Below are 19,975 nucleotides of genomic sequence, written 5' to 3'. Positions count from 1 at the left end.
GATTTTCTGCGACGAGCGGCGGACCTCCGCCGCAGGCCCGTGCTAAGCTCGCGCTTTCCGCGGCGCGAGGATCTGCGCGTGAGAGACCGACAGGGCGTTCGCCTGGCCGGGCAGGCCATGCTCTGGTGCATCGTGCTCTGGGTCGTCAACCAGAGCTTCTATCTGGCGCCCATGCTGACGACCCGCGGCATCGATCGCCTGACGGCGCTCTACTTCGTCGGCTGCGCCGCCCTGGGCGTCATCTTCTGCTTCAGCATCTTCCTCGGCCAGTGGAAGGCCCGGGGCCTGCCGAAGGCCCCCCGCGTCGCCGCGGCGATCGGCTCGACCCTGGCCTCGCTCATCGGACACACCATCACCGACTCGATGCTGTTCATGGCGATGATGGGCCCAGGCTCGCCTGGAGGGGCGAAACCCGGCTTCGTCAGCGACTGGGACCTGGTGCTGCTGACCAACTTCACCTCGCTGGCGGCGGTGCACGTGATCTTCGCCTGCGCCGTGGCGCTGACGCTCGCCAGCATCCAGGCCGAGGAGCGCGAGCGGACCCTCGCGGCCGCGCGGGCCGCCGCCCAGGAGGCGCAACTGGCGGCGCTGCGCTTCCAGATCAATCCGCACTTCCTGTTCAACGCCCTGAACGCCGTGACCTCGCTGGTCGGCGCGGGGCGCAATCCGGAGGCGGTGGCGGTGGTCAGCCGCCTCTCCAGCTTCTTCCGCGCCTCCCTGAGCGCCCCCGCCGGCGCGATGCTGCCGCTGCAGGAGGAACTGGACGTCGTGGGCTCCTACCTGGAGATCGAGGCGGCGCGCTTCGGCGAGCGGCTGGCCGTCGAGATCGACGCGCCCGAGGCGCTCTATCCGGCGCTGATCCCCCACTTCCTGCTGCAGCCGCTGGTGGAGAACGCCGTCAAGCACGGCGTCGCGGCCTCGAAGCGTCGCGTGACCGTGCGCGTCTCGGCGTACGCCGACGGGCGCAGCCTTGTGCTGACGGTTCGCGACGACGGGGCCGCGGTCACGCCGGCCGCGCCCGGCGCTGGCATCGGCCTCGCCAACGTCGCCGCCCGTCTCGAAACCCTCTTCGGGGCGGATGGCCGGCTCACGACCCAGCCGATGACGCCAGGGTTCGAGGCTCAGGTGCGCCTTCCGCTGATGTTCGAGGACGCCCGCCGCGCGGCCTGAGATTGGCCGGGCCATGCCCCGGCAACTGGTCGTTGACCGGGGCGGCGCATCCGCTCAAACCGCCGGCGTGTCTTCCGCCCATCCGCACGCGCCCGTCCACCGCCCGCTCCTGGGCATCACATTGCGCGTCCTGGCGATGGCCTGCATGGCGCTGCTCTCGGCGCTGGTGAAATGGTGCGGTGACCGCGGCGTGCCGGTCTTCGAGATCATCTTCTTCCGCAACGCCTTCGCCTTCCTCCCGCTCGGCCTCTACATCTGGCGAACGACGGGGTTCGAGGTACTGAAGACGCGCCGCCCGCTCGGTCATCTGCTGCGATCCGCCGTCGGCCTTTCCGGGATGGTCTGCGGCTTCTCCGCCGTCCAGCACCTGCCGCTCACCGAAGCGACCGCCCTGCAGTTCGCCTCGCCCCTGTTCATGACCGCACTTTCGGCCCTGCTGCTGGCGGAGAAGGTGGGGCGGCACCGCTGGGCCGCCGTGATCGTGGGTTTCGTCGGCGTGATGATCATGGCCAGGCCCGTCCCCGGCCACATGAACGTCGTGGGGGTCACGCTGGGGCTCCTGTCCGCCATGGGGGCTGCCGGGGCCATGGTCGCCATCCGCCAGATCGCCGACACGGAGCGCGGGCCGACGATCGTCTTCTATTTCACTCTGGGCGGGACGGTGCTGGGCCTCGCCGGATCGCTGCTCTTCGGCTGGAGGGTTCCGGACCTGCCCACGCTCGGCCTCCTCGTGCTGGCGGGCCTTATCGGCGGCGTGGGCCAGCTGTTCCTGACCGAGGCGTTGCGTTGCGCACCGATCGGCGTCGTGGCGCCGTTCGACTACACCCAGCTGGTCTGGGCCGCCCTGCTGGGCCTGGTGATCTGGGGCGAGCTGCCGCATCCGGCGACCATCGCAGGCGCGGTCGTGGTGGCGGCCAGCGGGGTCTACATTCTTCACCGCGAGTTGCGCCGGTTCCGACAACCGGCCTGACCGCCCGCGTTGACAGAACGGCGCTACGGGCGGAGCCTTGTCGCCGGACGCGAAAGGCTGGTCCGATGCGCAACGCCCTGATGCTTCTCAGCTTCGCCGCCGGCGCCCTGCTGGCCGGGTCGGTGGCGGCCGCTCAATCGGTGACGGTTCTCGGGGGCGGCATGGCCCGTCAGTGCTCGAACGCCGCCCTCGCCGGAGAGTCCGAGCGCCGGTTCGAAGCCATGTGCACCCTGGCCATCGAGACCGAGATGCTGTCGCAGCGCGACCGCGCCGGCACCTTCGTCAACCGCGGGATCATGAAGCTCCGCCGTTCGGAGTTCGGACCCGCCCGCGCCGACTTCGATCGCGCCGTTGAGCTCAAGTCCGACCTGGCGGAAGCCTATGTCAATCGGGGCGCGGCCCTCGTCGGCGCCCGCCAGTACGCTGCGGGGCTCTCCGACCTGAACAGGGCGCTGGAGCTGGGCGTCGATGAACCGGAGAAGGCTTACTACAACCGCGCCCTGGCGCACGAAGGCCTGGACGACATGAAGTCGGCCTACTTCGACTACCAGAAGGCCGTCGAGCTCAGCCCCGAGTGGGACGCGCCGCGCCGCGAACTCGCCCGGTTCACGGTACAGCGGCGCTAGGGTTCTGACCGGCGCAACCCATATGGACCGGATGCGCGCGCTCCTCATGCTCCTGGCTGCCGCCGCGGCCGCTCCAGCCGCCGCCCAGGATTTCGGCCAGTCCGCCCAGTATCAACTCCGCATGGACGAACTGCGGGCTCAGCAGCAGCTTCTGCAACAGCAGCAGGTCGCGCAGCACAACGAACTCGTTGCGATGGAGGCCCGGCTGCGTACGGAGCAGCATGCAGCGCGGATCCAGGCGGAACGCGCGCCGGTCCTTCTGCCGCGGCTGCCCTATCCGGCGCCGGTGGGGAACATCGACACGTCCAAGCTGCCTAGCATCCCTGACAAGACGCTGGCCGACTCGGACCGCCGCGTTCGCGAGATTTCCCAGAACCGCCGCTGACGAACTTCCGTGCGCCCGGTCGCGTTAGCGTCGCCTGAGATCATCTAGGAGGCGAACCTATGCGCTGGTCCGGCGGCCGGGGCTCCGGCAATATCGAGGACCGTCGGGGCCTTGGCCCGGCCGGCGCCGTCGGGGGGCTCGGCGCAGGCGGGGTGATCCTGGCGCTGATCGGCTATTTCGTCTTCGGCATAGATCCTTCGACGACCACTCAGGTGCTGGGCGGCGGCCAGGTGCAACAGCAGGAAGGCGTGCGCGGCGGCCCCGCCGATGAGGCCGGCCGCTTCGTCGACGTAGTGGCCACCAACGTTGACGACGTCTGGAAGACCCAGCTGCAGGGTTACCGGCCGGCGGACGCCATCGTCATCTACGATCAGGCCACCGGCACCGGCTGCGGCATGGGCCAGGCGGCGATGGGGCCGTTCTATTGCCCGGCCGACCGTAGGGTCTATCTGGACCTCTCGTTCTGGCAGGAACTCGAGACGAAGTTCGGCGCCGGAGGCGAAGCGGCGCGGGCCTACGTCATCGCTCACGAGATCGGCCATCACGTTCAGAACCTGACGGGCGCCTCGGAAGAGGCTCAGCGCATGGGCGCCAAGGGACCGACGAGCGGTTCGGTGCGTCTGGAGCTGCAGGCCGACTGCTACGCGGGCGTCTGGGTCGCCCACGCCGCGCGCGTCTCGAACGGTCAGGTGGCGCTCGATCCCCGCGACATCGAGGATGGCCTGCGCGCCGCCAGCGCGGTCGGCGACGACACGCTCCAGCGCAAGTCGCAGGGCCGGGTCATGCCCGACGCCTTCACCCACGGCAGCTCCGAGCAGCGCATGCGCTGGTTCCGCAGGGGCGTGGAGGCTGGCGATCCGGCGGCCTGCGACACCTTCAGCGCCAGGACGCTGTGACGCTCAGGCCTTCCTTCCGAGGAGGAAGGCCTTCTGCTCGTACTCTTCCGCCATCCGGTTCAGGGTAAGGGCGGTCTGGGCGTCCTTCACCGTGCCGGCCAGCCAGCGGCAGCGGCGGGCCTGAGCCAGCAGCAACTCCGCCTGCTGCGCATCGCTGAGGTCGATCAGCACATTGGCAGCGCCCACCAGTTCGCCGTCCTCGTCGAACACCGGCGTGGGGAACGGCATGAAACGGACACGGACGCCGTCGGGACGCTCGGCCAGAGCCGTCACACCGCGGATCGGGCGCCGAGTCTTGATCGCCACCGCCATCGGGCAGTCCGCGTGCGGCAAGAATGCGCCGTCGTCGGTGTAGAGCTTCCAAGTCACGCACCAGCGCGCCTGCCCCAGTTGCGGCGTGAGGCCCGCGAAGTCGACGCAGGCCCTATTGAAGTAGGTGACCAGCCCCTCGGCATCGGTGACGTAGATCGGCAAGGGCTCGTCGGCGAGTACCCGCCGCAGCTCGTCGACGCCCCTCGGCACGGCCTTGACCGCGCGCTTCAGGATCTCGTCGGCTATGGCGGGAGAGGCGTGCATTCGGTCTTCGTACTGGCTCCGGAAGATCGAAGCTTGAGTGGAACGGCTGGCGAGCGCGTTCGCTCCACGGGCAGCCTCATTAACACAGGCGCCCCCTCGGAAGGTAGCCGTCTCAGCCGCCCACCTGCGGCGTGGGCTCATAGCCCAGGCAAACGGCCACGCAGCGACGGGCGAGGAGGTCGCCAGGATCGACGAGTTCGACCCTGACGTCTTCGGGCGCCAGCACCAGCGGCACTTCGGTGCAGCCGGCCACCACGACCTCTGCTCCGGCCTTGACCAGCTCGGCGGCGAAGCCCTGCATCGCCGCGGCCGCCTGTTCGCCGTCGTCGCCCGCCTTGATCCGGTAGAGCGTCTCCATAAAGGCCTCCTGCCGCTCGGACGGGAGGGAGACGAGGCCCATGCCCCGGGCGGCCAAGTACTCCCGATAGAGCTTCAGCGCGCCCTTCGTGCCCAGGACGCCGGCGCGCAGCGCGCCGCTCTGCTGGGCCGCTTCGGCGCCCAGGTCGATCATGTCGATCAGCGGCAGGCCCGAGGCCCGCTGGATCAGGTCGGCGTGGGCGTGCGCCGTATTGCACGGCATCGCCAGCACCTCGGCGCCCGCGCCACGCAGCGCGCCGGCCATCTCCGCCAGCACGCCGCCGGCGTTGGAGCCCGGCGTGTTGCGATCGGGCACGCGCGGATTGATGTCGGCCACCACGCGGATGTGGTCCTGGTCGCGTTCGGCCGGCGTATAGGCCTGGAGCCGGGCCAGGAACTCCAGGGTCGCCGCGGGCCCCATGCCCCCCAGAACGCCCAGCGTCAGGGTCTCGGCGTCCTCAGTCATAGCTTGCCGTCCAACTCAGTCTGGTAGCCGAACAGACCCTGCGCGCCCCCCGTGTGCAGGAACACCACCGTCTCCCCGTCGAAGGCGCCGGCGCGGCTGAGCGCGATCAGCCCCTTCATCGCCTTGCCGGTATAGACGGGGTCCAGCAGGATCCCGTCGGCGCGCGCGGCCAGCTTCAGCGCCTCGATCACAACATGGTCGATCAGACCGTAGCCCTCGCCCACGTAGTCGCAGTCGGCGACGACCATGTCGCGCTTGACCCGCTCTTCGAAGCCCAGCAGGGCCGCCGTCTCGCGCGCCAGCTTAAATACGTTGGCCTCCTGCACGTCCTTCGGGGCGCGTACGCCGATGCCCAGCACCGGAATGTCCGCCCCCATCACCGCCAGGCCCGCCACAAGGCCCGCGTGAGTGCCGGCGCTACCGGTCGCCGTCACGATGCGGTCGATCTCGAGGCCTAGTTCGTTCGCTTGGGCGACCAGTTCCAGAGCGCATTCCGCATAGCCCAAAGCGCCCACGCAGTTGGAGCCGCCGCCCGGGATGACATAGGGCCGGCCGCCGGCGTCGGCGACCTCCTGGGCCACGTCGCCCAGCGCCTGGTTCATGTCGGTCCCGGCCGGCACATGGCGGATCCTGGCGCCCAGCAGTTCATCCAGGAGCACGTTGCCCGAGCGGTTGTAGTCATGCGCCTGGCTTCCAGTGCGATGCTCGAGGATCACCTCGCACTTCAGCCCGAAGCGCGCCGCCGCCGCGGCCGCCTGCCGGACGTGGTTCGACTGGACCGCCCCTTGGGTCACGATCGTGTCCGCGTCGTTGGCCAGGGCGTCGCCCAGCAGGAATTCGAGCTTGCGAGTCTTGTTTCCGCCGCCGGCGAGGCCGGTGCAGTCGTCGCGCTTGATCCACAGCGTGGGGCCGCCGCCGCCCGGTGTGACCAGCGCCTCCGCCAGGCCGGGCAGGGGCTCCAGCGGCGTGGGAAGATGGGCGAAGCGGACGGGGTTGTAGCGGGCGAAGTGCATGCCCCACCCGCTATAGGCTTATGCCTAGGGCTTCAACTTCCGCGGCAGGGCATCCACCTGTTCGGGCGGCAGGCGGTCGATCGACTCCACGATGCACCGGTTCGGGATGCCGCCCTTGCTGACGCCGACGTCGAAGTCGAGGGGTCGGCAGACGATGGGCGAACCCGGCGGCTGGTTCATCACCAGCGGGTCCGACGAGATGGCGCCCGCCAGGCAAGCGCCGGCCATGGTGACCCGGTAGACCTCTCCGCGGTTCACCCGGAGCAACAGGGTGCGGGAGTTCAGGATGGTGTGGTTGCGGATGTCGCTGGTGCGAAAGCAGTCGCCGCCCGCCAGGGAGGCGCCCGCCGGCGCCGGCGGCAGCAGCGGTTCCGGCGGCGGAGAGAGGGGATAGGCGCTGCAGGCGGCCAGGCCTGCCGCCGCCAGCAACGACAAGGACGCAGGCTTCATGGCGTTCCTCCGGAGGTCCACCCCACAACCTAATAAGGTTCCGCCCGTTCCGCGTCTTCGCTTTTGAGCCTTTCCCTGGCGTTGGTTCGGGCGTAGCGTCCGCGGCAATCCTCGGGGGGCCGCGCGCAAGCGGCTGAGAGGTGGGTGAGCCCACGACCCGTCGAACCTGATCCGGGTCATGCCGGCGAAGGGAAGGGCCATTCACACGACCCGCCCCGAGTCCTTCGGCGTCGCCCGCGATCCGTGCCGCTACGGAGCTACGCGATGAACAAGCCTGCCGGAACCCTCGAAGCCGCCATCATCCCGACCGGGGAGCGCCCGGGCTCGAAGAAGGTGTACCAACCTGGCGTGCTTTGGCCGGACATCCGGGTGCCGTTCCGCGAGGTGGCGGTGCATCCGTCGGCGGGCGAGCCGCCGCTGACGCTCTACGATCCTTCCGGACCCTACACCGACCCGGCCGTCCGCATCGACATCGACAGGGGGCTGCCGCGCACGCGTGAGCCCTGGGTGGTGTCCCGCGGCGACGTCGAGGTCGTGGAACATCCGCGCGCCGTGAAGCCGGAGGACAACGGCTTCGCCCGCGGCGAGCACCTGGCGCCAGAATTCACCGCCCCGCGTCGCGTCTACCGCGCCAAGCCCGGCGGCAACGTCACCCAGCTGGAGTACGCGCGCCGCGGGGTCATCACGCCCGAGATGGAATACGTCGCCATCCGCGAGAACATGCGACGGAAGGAAACGGAGGCGTTCGTCCGCGACGGCGAGGACTTCGGCGCCTCGATCCCCGACTTCGTGACGCCCGAGTTCGTGCGCGACGAGATCGCCCGCGGCCGTGCGATCATCCCGGCCAACATCAACCACACCGAACTCGAGCCGATGATCATCGGCCGGAACTTCCTGGTGAAGATCAACGCCAACATCGGCAATTCGGCCGTCCTCAGCCACGTCTCGGACGAAGTGGACAAGATGGTCTGGGCCATCCGCTGCGGCGCCGACACGGTCATGGACCTTTCCACCGGTCGCAACATCCACAACATCCGCGACTGGATCGTCCGCAACAGCCCCGTGCCGATCGGCACCGTGCCGATCTACCAGGCGCTGGAGAAGGTGGGCGGCGTCGCCGAGGACCTGACCTGGGACGTCTTCCGCGACACACTGATCGAACAGGCCGAGCAGGGGGTCGACTATTTCACCATCCATGCCGGCGTGCGCCTGGCCTATGTCCCGCTGACCGCCAACCGCGTCACCGGCATCGTGTCGCGCGGCGGCTCGATCATGGCCAAGTGGTGCCTGGCCCACCATCGCGAGAACTTCCTCTACGAGCACTTCGAGGAGATCTGCGAGATCATGAAGGCGTACGACGTCTCGTTCTCGCTGGGCGATGGCCTGCGCCCGGGCTCGATCGCCGACGCCAACGACGCAGCCCAGTTCGGCGAACTGGAAACCCTGGGCGAGCTCACCCAGATCGCCTGGAAGCACAACGTCCAGGTGATGATCGAAGGCCCCGGTCACGTGCCGATGCACAAGATCAAGGCCAACATGGACAAGCAGCTGGCCGTCTGCGGCGAGGCGCCGTTCTACACCCTTGGCCCGCTCACCACCGACGTGGCCCCTGGCTATGACCACATCACCTCGGCCATCGGCGCGGCCATGATCGGTTGGTTCGGCACCGCCATGCTCTGCTACGTGACCCCTAAGGAGCACCTGGGCCTGCCGAACCGCGAGGACGTGAAGGTCGGCGTGATGACCTACAAGCTCGCCGCCCATGCCGCCGATCTGGCGAAGGGCCATCCGGCGGCCCGCGCCTGGGATGACGCCATCAGCCGCGCCCGCTTCGAGTTCCGGTGGGAGGACCAGTTCAACCTGGGCGTGGATCCCGAGACGGCGCGCGAGTACCACGACGAGAGCCTGCCGAAGGAGGCGTTCAAGACCGCCCACTTCTGCTCGATGTGCGGGCCGAAGTTCTGCTCGATGAAGATCAGCCAGGACATCCGCGACGCGGCCCGTGGCCAGAACGAGGTCGCTACCGGCATGGAGGAGATGTCGAAGAAATTCCGGGAGACCGGGGGCGAGATCCAGGTGCCGCTCGCGCCGGCGGAGTAGGCTTGCCATCCGACACGGCGTGGACACGCGTCGCCTGCTGAAGGTCCAGACGCCCGCCGTCCGCTGCGGGCGCTGGCGCTTCGGCGCTCATACCTTCATCGCGATCCAAGATGAGGCGGGCCGCATCGTGCGCGAGCTGCACGGCATCGCCCGTGGTCCCGGCGGCGCCCAGCTGCCGTTCCTGGGCGGACTGGCGCCGTTCCGGCGCGAGGTCGTCTGGGGCGAGGACTTTCCCCACCGGACCGGCTTCTATGACGAGGCCCATCCGCAAGGGGTGCTGTTCGACGGCTCAGCGGCGGGGGTCGCCGAGAAGCTGCTGCGTGCTGAAGCCGTGCGCGCCGCCGTGAACGCCGCGGCCCTGCGCTATCCGTGGCCGGCGATCCGGCGCGGCAACTCCAACAGCTACTATGCCACCTTGCTCGACGCGATGGGGCTGAGGGACGTGCCGCTGAAGGGCGAGCTCTGGGCGCCAGGCATCCGCGGTCGTCTCGTCCCTAAGCAGGTTCTGGCCGCCCTTGCCGAACAGTCGCGCATCGCCGCGTGAGCCGTTGTCACGTCGCCGACCTGTTTCCAAAGGTTCGCGCTGGAGGCCTGGCCCGTCGGGCCCGCGTTAGCGCACGTCAGCTCCCGCGCCAACGCCGGGGCGACGAATGGCCGAACGCAACTTCTGGATCGTGGCGCCTCAAGATAAGTTCTGTTTTTGTTCTCATATGTCGTCTGCGCCCGCCTGGAAGATGCGTCCGATCCCCGCCGCGCCGGAGGATTCCATCGGCGACTTCCGCCGCTATCCCGGTTGCCGTGTGCTGCTCAGCTGCGCGTTCTGTTCCTGGGGGAAGGTCTATGACCCCGAGCGGATCATCGCGCGATTGCAGGACCTGAAGGCTGGCGGGCACGCCACGCGGCTGGTGGATTGCGCCCGCCGGGTGGGGTGGAACTGCCCGGCCTGCTCGCGCATCCGGTGGCGGATGCAGTTCGCCTGGCCGCCCAGCCTCGGTCCGGCCGAGGCCCAGCGCATCGCAGCGCGGTACCGCAACTGACGCCGCGCGCCCTGCGGCGACATCACGGGCCTGTGATCCGGGCGGCGTCGTGCTAAGGGGCGCTGATGCAGCCTGCGCCGCGCCCCGCAACCCTTGTCTCGATCCAGGTGCTCCGCGCTGTCGCGTGCCTGATGGTGCTGCTGCACCATGCGCGCAATCCGCGACCGGGGATGTTCGCGCCGATGGCCGGCTGGAACTTCACGACGGGCGTCGACATCTTCTTCGTGATCAGCGGCTTCATCATGTACGCGGCCGCCCGTCATGAAGCGCCGGCGGAGTTCGTGCGCCGACGTGTCGTTCGCATCGCGCCCCTCTACTGGGTAGCCACCCTCACCTGGGTGGCATGGCTCGCCTTTCGCGATCTGCCGACGCCGCACGCCTCTCACCTCTGGCTGTCGCTCGGACTCGTTCCCCACGCCAGTCCCGGCCACCCCGAGACCGTCTGGCCGGTGTTGGTGCCGGGCTGGACGCTGACGTTCGAGATGGCGTTCTACGCTCTCTTCGCCGTTGGCCTGGCCGTCCGGCGGGTGGTGGCGGTCACCACCGTCAGCATCGTGTCGCTGGTCGCCGCCGGCTTCGTCTTCCAGCCCGATGAGACGGTGGCGCGCGCTTTCACGGGACCCATCCTGCTCGCCTTTCTGGCGGGCGTGCTGATCGCCTGGGCGCACGCCCGCTGGGCCGACCTGTTCACCCGCGCCTGGCCGCTGGCGCTGGCTGGCGCAGCCATCCTGCTGGTCCATGCTTCCCCGTGGGTGGACCTGAAGAAGGTGTGGGTCGTCGCCGCCAGCGCCGCGGTGGTGGCCGGCGCCCTGGGCTTCGAGACCCATTTGCGCGCGCGCCGCTGGCGCACCATGGAGGCGCTCGGCGACGCCAGCTACGCCATCTACCTCTTCCACACGCTGGTGCTCGCCATCGTGATGTGGCTGGGCCGGAAGCTGCCCCTGGAGGGGTGGCCTCAGTTCCTCACCCTGATGGCGCTAGGCATGGGGCTGTCGACGCTGGCCGGCGTCGCCGTCCACCGTTGGCTCGAACGTCCTATGCTGAAAGTCCTGCTGCGTCTGCGCCTGCCTGGGTTGCCCACACCGGCCCGGCGCGGGAGCGAGGCGCCGGAGGCCGCGCGATAGTCCGCGGCCTACTGCAGGGCGGCGACACCCCAGCCGACGATCAGCGCGACGATCGTCAGCACGCCGCCGAGGGCGGCTCTCCACGACGCCGGCGTCTTGTCGCTGGGCTTCGGCATGACGGCCTCCTTGCCGATACATCAGGAACCCGGCCGAGGCGCGGCATGTTCCGGCGGTTCACGCGGCTGCGCCGTGCTTGGCCGGACTCCCGGAAATGTGAAGGAAGCTTTGGCCGACCTCGCTGGTTGGGACGCCGCGAGGGATCCCCAACACTGGAGGACGTAACTACATGGCCAAGTTCCAACCGCAGCAAGGAAGCTGGAAACACACCCTATACGGCACGGATCAGGGCGAATGGCTGGTCGGCTACTCGTCCGACGACACGATCTGGGCCAACGGGGGGGATGACACCGCGGACGGCGTGCACGGCACCGACATCCTCGATGGCGGCGACGGCAACGATTCGCTGGATGGCGGCACTGGAACCGACTACCTGACCGGCGGCCTCGGAGCCGACGCCTTCGTTGTGGGCGCGAACGGCGGGTGGGACATCATCTACGACTACCACCGCGAGCAGGGCGACGAGCTCTGGGTGAAGAAGGCCGGAACCAACGACTATACGGTCGTGGTTGACGACGGCGACACCTACATCGACTTCGGCCAGGGCGACGGTGTGGTGCTGGTAGGCGTCACCGACTTCCAGCTCAGCGAACTGAACTTCTACTGATGTGAAGAGGGCCGCCACGTCCGACGTGGCGGCTCTCGAACTCGCCTTCGGGCGAACCTCTCCAGGTCTGGCGACCCGCCTAATCTCGGCTCTTAGCCTCCGCTTCCACCTTCTGCGGCGCGGGCCACACCCGAACGGCCACCGCGACGGTGATCGATCCCAGCACCGCGGCGGCCGCGCCGGCCCACTGCACCAGGTTCATGCCGGTCGCCGCGAAGTGGCCCGCGGTCGCGCCCGAGAGCAGCACCAGGCCCGCCGACGTCCATTCGGCCACAAGCTGCTTGGTGATCTGTTCAGGCATGCGGAAAGCCCCCACTTCGACTGGTTCGGATGAGCCCCTTCAATGGCAAAAGACCGGCGCCGGCGCGATGCGACGCGAGCGCGCATCGAATGGTTGCAGTCGTTACTATCGTGTGGCGCTAGGACGCACTGGAAATTCCACCGAAAGTAGAATTTACTGGTGCTGTCGAAATGGTACTGGCCCGGAGCGTCCCCCAGGAACTCCGGGCGTTTTTTTACGGGTCGGCGGCCCACTCAAGCGCCGCCCGCGCGAGCAGCCGCGTGGAGTCCAGCGTCGGCAGCGGCGAGTTCCCGTCGTCGATGATCAGGGGGATCTCCGTGCACCCCAGCACCACGGCGTCGCAGCCTTCGCTGGCCAGCTCCCCGATCACTTGCTGGAAGAACGCCATGGCCCCGGGACTGAAGGCGCCTCGGACCAACTCCTCCATGATCACCCGACCCATCTCGGCGCGGTCCGCCTCTTCCGGCCGGCGCCATTCGAGGCCCCGCGCCTCGAGGGCGATTGGATAGACGTCGCTTTCCGTCAGCCAGCGGGTGCCGGTGATCGCGATGCGGCGGAAGCCGCGCCGCGCGGCCTCCTCGGCCACGACCTCGGCGATGTGCAGCCAAGGCGCAGGCGCCCGGTCGCGAATGAACGGCAGGGCCTGGTGGATCGTGTTGTCGGGGCAGATCAGCACCTCGGCGCCGCCGGCCACGAGCTTGCGGGCGGAGTCGAGCATGAGTTCTCCCACACCGGCCCAGTCGGGGCCGTCGGGGGCCTCCAGCCGCTCCACGTAGGCCGCCAACGAATGGCCATGCAGCGAGATTTCCGGGTGGGCGTCCGCCACGCCGAGCCGTCCGGCGCCTTCGTGGACGATGGTTCGGTAGCAGAGCGCGGCGCCTTCGGCCGAGCAGGCAACGATGCCGATGTGACGGGTCATGCGCTCAAGCTAGGCATCCCGCTGCGGCTCCGCCACGGGCGCGCGTTGGTCATCATCGAAAGGTGCGGCCAACCGAAAGGGCGGCGTCTCTCCCGAAGCGCCGCCCTCTGTTCCCCTCAGCCGAGGGGCCCCAACGGAACTCTAGGCTTCTACTGCGGCGCCGCGCCGGTCGGAGGCGTGGCCGAACCGGCGTCCGGGGTCGCCGGCGAAGACGTCGTCGGCGACGGATCCGAAGCGATCGGCGGCGTGCTCGGAATCGGCGCCGGCGTGACCGACGGAGTGGTCGTGACGCCCGACGAGCCGGTCGCGCCGGTCGTGGCGGTGTCGGTCGAGGCGCCCGGGTTCAGGGCGGAGTAGGGCTGCGGACCGGTGGGCAGAGTGGCCGTGCCGCTCGCGTTGATGCCGGCTTCAGTCGCGCTGGGCGCCGACATCGCCGCCGCGGGGCGGGTGCGCGACGTACTCGCCGTACGCACCGTGGCGCGGCGCTCGCTGTTCGCGGTAGCGGCGGCCGTGGTGGTCGCGGCCGGGGTCGTGGGCGCCTGGGCCACGGCCAGGCTTTCCTGGGCAGCGCCCGGCGTCAGTTCGGCCACACCGTCGTTCGAGCGGCTGGCGTACCAGCCCGCGGCGCCGACGGCGCCCAGCGCCACGACGCCGGCGGCGATCGCCGCTGCGGGCATGCCGCTCCTGCGGCCGGGCTCGGCGCGGGTGTGGCCGCGGCCGATCGGCGCCACCAGGCCGGAGTCCGCCTCATGGCCGGCCGTATGGTCGGTCATGTCGGGGCGGCCAGTCATCGGATCGGTGACGGCGGCGCTCGAGGCCATGCTGGGCTCGCTCGGGCGCATGTCGGTCATGGGGCGGGTCTCACTGATTGGCCGCTCGTGACCTGCGCTCATCGGCGCATCGAAGCTGCGCGGCTCGGCGGCCGCGGGCGTGGCGGTCGGGGCCGCAGCGCCGGTCGTGCTGGCGCGGCCGAGGCCCCGGCGCTTCTTGCCACGGGTTTCCCAAATCGGCGTCGCCGCCATCAGGGGCGCTTCGGTGACGGAATTCGTTGAACCGGAACCCTGGGCGCCGTCGCCCCGCTGTCCGGTATGATCCATGGACATAGTGTCCCTCCAAGGAAGTGTCGCGAAGTCAAAACGATGCATCCTGGCAACGGTTCCGAGAGGAGCGAGAGGAAGCTGCGCCGTGGCGAAATAATGGCAAGGCGTACCCGAATTCGGACGCGCCTAAAGGGGGTTTATTACTGGTGGCGCAGAGTCCAAGCCCCGTGAAGAGTCGCCCTATTCATCGACCAACTTGATAGATCTCGACTAGGCGCTGCCTAGATTCTGCCCCAATCGCCGCAGCCCGCCGCCCAGAGGCGTAGGGTTCGTCTGTTGCAGCCACGCCGCGGCGGCGCGCTATGCACACGGTGCGGCCATCCGCGCCCAAGGCCTCGCTTGACCCGCGAGGGGGCTGGTCCCCAAGCTCGCGCCCGCAAGTCGGAGGAATTGATGCGCCTTAAGGCCAAGCTCCAGCGCGAGTGGCGTTTCCTGCAGGGGCTGAACCGGACGCTGCGCCGGGTGAAGTCGATCTCCAAGGAGAGCCCGAACCTCATCTGCGACGACATCCAGGCGGCCGTCGACGCGCACCGCGACCGCCCCGCCATCACCTTCGAGGGCCGGACGGTCACCTATGGCGAGCTTGACGCCATGGCCAACCGCTACGCCCATTGGGCCAAGGGCGTGAACCTCCGGCGCGGGCAGACGGTCGCGCTCTTCATGCCGAATCGGCTGGAGTACCTCGCCGTCTGGTACGGCCTTTCGAAGGTCGGCGTCGTCACCGCCCTAATCAACAACCAGCTGTCGGGCCTGCCGCTGGCGCACTGCCTGAACATCTCGGGCGCGGCCCACGTCATCGTCGATTCGGAGACCTCGCCCGTGTTCGAACAGGCCAAGGCGCTGATCGAGAAGCCGCCTCAGCAGTGGATCCTGGGCCCGGCGCACGGCGGGCAGCGGGACTTGGCCCAAGCCCTCAAGAGCTGCAGCCAGCTGCCGCCGGACCGATCGGTGCGCGACGACATGACGGCCGGCGACACCGCCTTGCTGATCTTTACGTCGGGCACGACCGGCATGCCGAAGGCCGCCCGCATCACCCACATGCGGGCCCAACTCTACATGCGGGGCTTTGCGGGCTCGACCGGGGCCAAGGCGTCGGACCGCATCTACGTCGCCCTGCCGCTCTATCACGCCACTGGCGGCCTCTGCGCCATGGGCGCGGCGTTGCTGAACGGCGGCTCGGTCGTCCTGCGCCGGAAGTTCTCGGGGAGCCACTTCTGGCCCGAGGTGGTCGCCGAAGGCTGCACGATGTTCGTCTACATCGGCGAGCTATGCCGCTACCTCATCAACCACGAGGAAGTTCCGGAGGAGACCCAGCACAAGATCCGGCTGGCGTTCGGCAACGGCCTGCGGCCCGACGTCTGGCCGGTGATCAAGCAGCGCTTCCGTGTCCCGGAGATCCTCGAATTCTACGGCTCGACCGAGGGCAATGTCAGCCTGTTCAACTTCGACGGCCGCGAGGGGGCCATCGGGCGTGCGCCCAAGTGGCTACGCAACCGCTTCAACGTCCGGCTGGTCCAGTTCGACGTGGAGAAGGAGCAGGTGGTCCGCGGGCCTGACGGCTTCTGCGTCGAGTGCGGACCGGGCCAGATCGGCCAATGCATCGGCAAGATCGGCGGCGACGCCCGCGCCGAGTTCTCCGGCTACCTCGACCGCCAGGCTTCCGAGAAGAAGGTCCTGCGCGATGTCTTCGAACGTGGCGACGCCTGGTTCGCGACCGGCGACCTGATGCGCATGGACGCCGACGGCTATCTGTATTTCGTGGACCGCATCGGCGACACCTTCCGCTGGAAGGGCGAGAACGTGTCCACCAACGAGGTGGCCGAGCGGCTGCAGGCCTGTCCCGGCGTGGCCCAGGCCACGGTGTACGGCGTCGCAGTGGATGGCGCGGACGGCCGGGCCGGCATGGCCGCGCTGGTCGTGGATGCCGACTTCGACATCAAGCTGTTCGGCGAGCACGTGGCGCGTGAGCTGCCCGGCTACGCCCAGCCGCTGTTCGTACGCATCCTGCCGGCCATCGACACGACCGGCACCTTCAAGGTGCGGAAGATGGACCTGGTGGCTGACGGATACGATCCGGCGAAGATCAAGGGTCCGCTCTACTTCCACGACCCGAAGAAAGGGTATGTGAAGGTGACCAAGTCAGTGTTCGAGAAGATCGCGACCGGCGCGGTGAAGGTCTAGATCGCGCCAGAGAGCGGCAGGCCGATCTGCCCCGAACGTCTGCCGTCGACGCGGCAGAGTTCCGCTCGTTCCTTCGCCGCACTGCCAGCGGGCTCGAAGAAGCCTATATGGGAGGCCATGCTCGACACCGAGGCGCCGCTGAAGGGCGCCCAGCTCATCAAGGACGAGGTCAAGCGCCTGCCTGACCGGCCCGGCGTCTATCGCATGATCGGCGAGGACGGCGAGGTGCTGTACGTGGGCAAGGCCCGCTCGCTCAAGAAGCGGGTTCTGCAGTACGCGCAGGGGCGGTTCCACACCCAGCGCATCGCCCACATGGTGGACCTCACCCGGGCGATGGAGTTCGTCACCACCCGGACCGAGACGGACGCCCTGCTGCTCGAGATCAACCTGATCAAGCAGCTGAAGCCGCGCTTCAACGTCCTGCTGCGCGACGACAAGAGCTTCCCCGAGATCGTCATCCGGCGCGACCACGCCGCGCCGCAGCTGCGCAAGCACCGGGGCGCCCATGCGATCAAGGGCGACTACTTCGGGCCCTTCGCCAGCGCCTGGGCGGTGAACCGTACGCTGAACACCCTTCAGAAGGCGTTCCTTCTGCGCTCGTGCTCGGACAGCGTGTACGAGACCCGCACGCGGCCCTGCATGCTGCACCAGATCCGCCGCTGCTCGGCGCCTTGCACAGGCCTGATCAGCCTCGAGGACTACAACGCCCTGGTCGACGAGGCCGGCGCCTTCCTGCGGGGCAAGAGCCGGGCGGTCATGGCCCGCATGGCCAAGGAAATGCAGGCGGCGTCCGAGGACCTGGAGTTCGAGCGGGCCGCGCGCCTGCGTGACCGCATCCGCGCCCTGGCCTCGGTCGCGCAGGAGCAGCAGATCAATCCCGAGACGGTCGAAGAGGCCGACGTCTTCGCCCTGCACGCGGAAGGCGGTCAGGCATGCGTGCAGGTGTTCTTCTTCCGCGGCGGTCAGAACTGGGGCAACCGCGCCTACTTCCCGCGCGTGGACAAGTCGGACGAGGATGCGGACGTGATGAGCGCCTTCCTCGGGCAGTTCTACGACGACAAGCCCATTCCCAAGCTGATCCTCGTCAACACCACCCCGTCCGAATGCGAGTTGCTGGCAGAGGCCTTCTGCCAGAAGTCCGGACGCAAGGTTGAAATCAGCCAGCCGCAGCGAGGCGAGAAGCGCCAGCTGGTGCAGCATGCACTGACGAACGCCCGCGAGGCGCTGGGCCGCAAGATGGCGGAGAGCTCGGCCCAGTCCAAACTGCTGGACGGCGTCTGCGAGGCCTTCGGCCTGGAGGCTCGGCCTGAGCGCATCGAGGTCTATGACAACAGTCACATCATGGGGACGAACGCCGTCGGCGGCATGATCGTCGCCGGTCCCGAGGGCTTCCAGAAGAGCCAGTACCGCAAGTTCAACATCCGCTCGACCGAGCTCACGCCGGGCGACGACTACGGGATGATGAAGGAGGTGCTGCGCCGGCGGTTCTCCCGCCTGGTGAAGGAAGAGGAGGAGGGTGGCGAGGCGATCCGACCCGACCTCGTCCTGATCGACGGGGGCCGCGGGCAGCTGGACGCCGCGATGGAGGTCATGGCCGACCTGGGCGTGGACGACATTGCGGTGGTGGGCGTGGCCAAGGGGCCCGATCGCGATGCGGGCCTCGAGCGGTTCTTCATGCCGGGCAAGGAGCCCTTCATGCTCGAGCCGAAGAGCCCCGTGCTCTACTATCTCCAGCGCCTGCGTGACGAGGCCCACCGGTTCGCCATCGGCAGCCATCGAACCCGGCGCGCCATGGACATGAAGAAGAACCCGCTGGACGAGATCGACGGCGTGGGACCTGGCCGCAAACGGGCGCTGCTTCACACCTTCGGCTCGGCGCGCGGCGTGTCGCGGGCGTCCGTGGCCGACTTGGCCAAGGTGGAGGGCGTGTCCGAGGCCTTGGCGCAACGCATCTACGATCACTTCCACAAGGCCTGACGCGGAACGCGTCGTAAGGCTAAGCTGGCGGGAACGAAGCTCGAGACGGGACGCTCGATTCTGCCATGAAAGCCCTGCCGAACATCCTGACCTCGCTGCGCCTGGCGCTGGCGCTCTTTATGTTCGTGGCGCTCGCCGCCGCGGCGGGCGCGGTCCCTTACATCTCCGAGCGGCTCGAGCCATTGCAGCAGTTCGCCCTGCAGCGCTGGGCGGTCTACGCCTTCGTTGTCGCCGCCGTGACCGACTTCTTTGACGGCTGGCTGGCCCGCAAGATGGACGCCACCAGCGTCTGGGGCGCCATCCTGGATCCGATCGGCGACAAAGTGCTGGTCTGCGGCGCCGTGCTGGGCCTGTTGTCCCTGGGCCCGCAGCCGATGGTGGTGCTGCCCGCCGGCCTCATCCTGTTCCGGGAGTTCACCGTAAGCGCGCTGCGCGAGGTGGGCGCCGGCCGCGGCGTGAAGCTGCCCGTCACCCTGCTCGCCAAGTGGAAGACCACCCTCCAGCTGACGGCGCTGGCCATGGAGCTGTTCGTCGCCGCCTGGGGCGCGTTCTCCCTGCCCGAGGAGACCGCAGTCCGCAGCGGCTTTGCTCTGGCGGCCCACGGCCTCTTCTGGCTGGCGGCGATCGTCACCCTGATCACCGGCGTCCAGTACTGGGAGCAGACCCGGAAGGCGCTGACCGACTAGGCAGCCGCAGCGATCGCAGTTCGCCAGAAGTCCTTGTGTATCCTGGGCTCGTCGGGACCGTCGAAGAACCGCTGGGTCATCAGGATGGCGGTCAAATCCCGCGAGGGGTCGTTGAACCAGCTCGTGCCGAAGCCGCCGCCCCAGCCGTAGGCGCCCTTGGGAATGCCTTCTGGACTCGGCTCGACATAGACGCCGATGTGGCCCCAGCCGCGATACGGCCCGAGGATGAGCTGGCCGCCCTTGCGCTGCTCGGAGGTGAGCTGGTCGGTGGTCATCCGGCGGAGCGCCGCGTCCGACAGCAGCCGTCGTCCGTCCTGCGCTGTCCCGGTCGTGAGGAACCGCGCCAGCACGTCGAAGTCGTCCACCGTAGAGACGAGGCCCGAGTCGCCCGCGGGGAAGGACGGCTTGCGCGCGTAGGCGCCGTCCGGCGGGTCGTAGACGGTGAGCTTGCCCCCCTGGGCGAGATAGCCGGTCGGCAGCCGGTCGGCGGGCCCCGCGAAGCCGGTGTCCTTCATGCCCAGCGGCCTGAAGATGCGTTCTTCGAAGAAGACATCCAGCGTCTGGCCGGACGCACGTTCGATCAGCGCGCCCAGCACGTTGGAGCCTGCGGTGTAGAGCCAGCGTTCGCCGGGCTGCGCCATCAGCGGCAGCTTGGCGAGGCGGGACAGCCAGCTGTCGGTCGTGAACGGCGCGGCCGGATTGGGCATGCCGAATCCGGGCAGGTCGGCCACCGCCTGGCCGATCGGCGTCGGTTCGAAGACCACCCCCCAGCCGAGGCGGAACGTCAGCACGTCATCGACGGTGATCGGCCGCCGGGCCGGCACGGTGTCGTCGATGGGGGAAGCCATGGTCTTCAGCACGCGCCGGTCGGCGAGTTCGGGCAGCAGGCGGTCCACCGGCTCGTTGAGCCGCAGTTT

The 19,975-nt window shown here is 68.9% G+C and carries 21 protein-coding genes and 1 riboswitch; of the genes, 13 read left to right on the top strand and 8 right to left on the bottom strand.

Features of this window, described 5'->3' with window-relative positions; translation table 11 throughout:
• The first annotated feature begins 78 nt into the window (after positions 1 to 78).
• The 5 genes from RIF93_RS01140 (at position 79) to RIF93_RS01120 (ending at position 4,047) form a co-directional block, all read left to right on the top strand.
• Positions 79 to 1,170 carry a histidine kinase gene (locus tag RIF93_RS01140; protein ID WP_309087602.1) on the top strand — a complete coding sequence of 364 codons (1,092 nt, stop codon included), beginning with the start codon at positions 79 to 81 and terminating at the stop codon, positions 1,168 to 1,170.
• A 13-nt stretch (positions 1,171 to 1,183) separates the two neighbouring features.
• Positions 1,184 to 2,140, top strand: a complete 957-nt coding sequence (locus RIF93_RS01135; protein WP_309087600.1) for a DMT family transporter — start codon at positions 1,184 to 1,186, stop codon at positions 2,138 to 2,140.
• A 65-nt stretch (positions 2,141 to 2,205) separates the two neighbouring features.
• Positions 2,206 to 2,766: a hypothetical protein gene (locus RIF93_RS01130; RefSeq protein WP_309087598.1), complete on the top strand. Its 561-nt coding sequence runs from the start codon at positions 2,206 to 2,208 to the stop codon at positions 2,764 to 2,766.
• 31 nt (positions 2,767 to 2,797) lie between these two features.
• Positions 2,798 to 3,151 carry a hypothetical protein gene (locus RIF93_RS01125; protein WP_309087596.1) on the top strand — a complete coding sequence of 118 codons (354 nt, stop codon included), beginning with the start codon at positions 2,798 to 2,800 and terminating at the stop codon, positions 3,149 to 3,151.
• A 59-nt stretch (positions 3,152 to 3,210) separates the two neighbouring features.
• Entirely contained in the window at positions 3,211 to 4,047 is an 837-nt protein-coding gene (locus RIF93_RS01120; protein ID WP_309087594.1) for a neutral zinc metallopeptidase, read from the top strand.
• A gap of 3 nt (positions 4,048 to 4,050) precedes the next feature.
• Here the strand turns inward: RIF93_RS01120 and RIF93_RS01115 are convergent, their stop codons facing one another.
• The 4 genes from RIF93_RS01115 to RIF93_RS01100 form a co-directional block, all read right to left on the bottom strand.
• Positions 4,051 to 4,623 (bottom strand): PAS domain-containing protein, encoded by a 573-nt coding sequence (locus tag RIF93_RS01115; RefSeq protein ID WP_309087592.1) that lies wholly within the window; start codon positions 4,621 to 4,623, stop codon positions 4,051 to 4,053.
• A gap of 112 nt (positions 4,624 to 4,735) precedes the next feature.
• The gene (locus RIF93_RS01110) at positions 4,736 to 5,446 is read right to left on the bottom strand and encodes an amino acid racemase (RefSeq protein WP_309087590.1); all 711 of its coding nucleotides are present in this window, start codon (positions 5,444 to 5,446) and stop codon (positions 4,736 to 4,738) included.
• Entirely contained in the window at positions 5,443 to 6,459 is a 1,017-nt protein-coding gene (locus RIF93_RS01105; protein ID WP_309087588.1) for a D-cysteine desulfhydrase, read from the bottom strand. Before RIF93_RS01105 ends, RIF93_RS01110 begins: the two co-directional genes overlap by 4 nt.
• A gap of 24 nt (positions 6,460 to 6,483) precedes the next feature.
• Entirely contained in the window at positions 6,484 to 6,909 is a 426-nt protein-coding gene (locus RIF93_RS01100; RefSeq protein WP_309087586.1) for a DUF6491 family protein, read from the bottom strand.
• Positions 6,910 to 7,011: 102 nt separating this feature from the next.
• Positions 7,012 to 7,119, top strand: a riboswitch (TPP riboswitch).
• A gap of 54 nt (positions 7,120 to 7,173) precedes the next feature.
• On the opposite strand from RIF93_RS01100, the gene thiC reads away from it, so the two are divergent.
• The 5 genes from thiC (at position 7,174) to RIF93_RS01075 (ending at position 11,894) form a co-directional block, all read left to right on the top strand.
• A complete protein-coding gene (thiC, locus tag RIF93_RS01095) occupies positions 7,174 to 9,009 on the top strand; it encodes a phosphomethylpyrimidine synthase ThiC (RefSeq protein WP_309087584.1) in 1,836 nt (611 codons plus the stop codon).
• Positions 9,010 to 9,028: 19 nt separating this feature from the next.
• On the top strand, positions 9,029 to 9,553 hold the full coding sequence (locus RIF93_RS01090; protein WP_309087582.1) for a hypothetical protein: 525 nt from the start codon (positions 9,029 to 9,031) through the stop codon (positions 9,551 to 9,553).
• A gap of 190 nt (positions 9,554 to 9,743) precedes the next feature.
• The gene (locus RIF93_RS01085) at positions 9,744 to 10,046 is read left to right on the top strand and encodes a hypothetical protein (protein ID WP_309087580.1); all 303 of its coding nucleotides are present in this window, start codon (positions 9,744 to 9,746) and stop codon (positions 10,044 to 10,046) included.
• Positions 10,047 to 10,111: 65 nt separating this feature from the next.
• The gene (locus RIF93_RS01080) at positions 10,112 to 11,170 is read left to right on the top strand and encodes an acyltransferase (RefSeq protein WP_309087578.1); all 1,059 of its coding nucleotides are present in this window, start codon (positions 10,112 to 10,114) and stop codon (positions 11,168 to 11,170) included.
• A gap of 286 nt (positions 11,171 to 11,456) precedes the next feature.
• Positions 11,457 to 11,894, top strand: coding sequence for a calcium-binding protein (locus RIF93_RS01075; RefSeq protein WP_309087576.1), 438 nt, complete (start codon positions 11,457 to 11,459; stop codon positions 11,892 to 11,894).
• A gap of 79 nt (positions 11,895 to 11,973) precedes the next feature.
• On the opposite strand, the gene RIF93_RS01070 is transcribed toward RIF93_RS01075, so the two are convergent.
• The 3 genes from RIF93_RS01070 to RIF93_RS01060 form a co-directional block, all read right to left on the bottom strand.
• Positions 11,974 to 12,195 carry a hypothetical protein gene (locus RIF93_RS01070; protein ID WP_309087574.1) on the bottom strand — a complete coding sequence of 74 codons (222 nt, stop codon included), beginning with the start codon at positions 12,193 to 12,195 and terminating at the stop codon, positions 11,974 to 11,976.
• 214 nt (positions 12,196 to 12,409) lie between these two features.
• On the bottom strand, positions 12,410 to 13,114 hold the full coding sequence (locus RIF93_RS01065; protein ID WP_309087572.1) for an aspartate/glutamate racemase family protein: 705 nt from the start codon (positions 13,112 to 13,114) through the stop codon (positions 12,410 to 12,412).
• A gap of 149 nt (positions 13,115 to 13,263) precedes the next feature.
• On the bottom strand, positions 13,264 to 14,217 hold the full coding sequence (locus RIF93_RS01060; RefSeq protein WP_309087570.1) for a hypothetical protein: 954 nt from the start codon (positions 14,215 to 14,217) through the stop codon (positions 13,264 to 13,266).
• Positions 14,218 to 14,553: 336 nt separating this feature from the next.
• On the opposite strand from RIF93_RS01060, the gene RIF93_RS01055 reads away from it, so the two are divergent.
• From RIF93_RS01055 to pgsA, 3 genes are all read left to right on the top strand, one after another.
• Entirely contained in the window at positions 14,554 to 16,395 is a 1,842-nt protein-coding gene (locus tag RIF93_RS01055; RefSeq protein WP_309087568.1) for a long-chain-acyl-CoA synthetase, read from the top strand.
• A 117-nt stretch (positions 16,396 to 16,512) separates the two neighbouring features.
• Positions 16,513 to 18,372 carry an excinuclease ABC subunit UvrC gene (gene uvrC, locus RIF93_RS01050; protein ID WP_309087566.1) on the top strand — a complete coding sequence of 620 codons (1,860 nt, stop codon included), beginning with the start codon at positions 16,513 to 16,515 and terminating at the stop codon, positions 18,370 to 18,372.
• A gap of 65 nt (positions 18,373 to 18,437) precedes the next feature.
• Positions 18,438 to 19,058 (top strand): CDP-diacylglycerol--glycerol-3-phosphate 3-phosphatidyltransferase, encoded by a 621-nt coding sequence (gene pgsA, locus RIF93_RS01045; RefSeq protein ID WP_309087564.1) that lies wholly within the window; start codon positions 18,438 to 18,440, stop codon positions 19,056 to 19,058.
• Here pgsA and RIF93_RS01040 read toward each other — a convergent pair.
• On the bottom strand, positions 19,055 to 19,975 hold a 921-nt coding region (locus RIF93_RS01040; RefSeq protein ID WP_309087563.1), incomplete at its 5' end, for a serine hydrolase domain-containing protein. The two genes, pgsA and RIF93_RS01040, sit on opposite strands and share 4 nt — an antisense overlap.

It is taken from the genome of Phenylobacterium sp. (genome assembly GCF_031181185.1).
In the GTDB taxonomy this organism is placed as follows: domain Bacteria; phylum Pseudomonadota; class Alphaproteobacteria; order Caulobacterales; family Caulobacteraceae; genus Phenylobacterium.
This window is presented reverse-complemented; position numbering and strand designations above follow the sequence as displayed.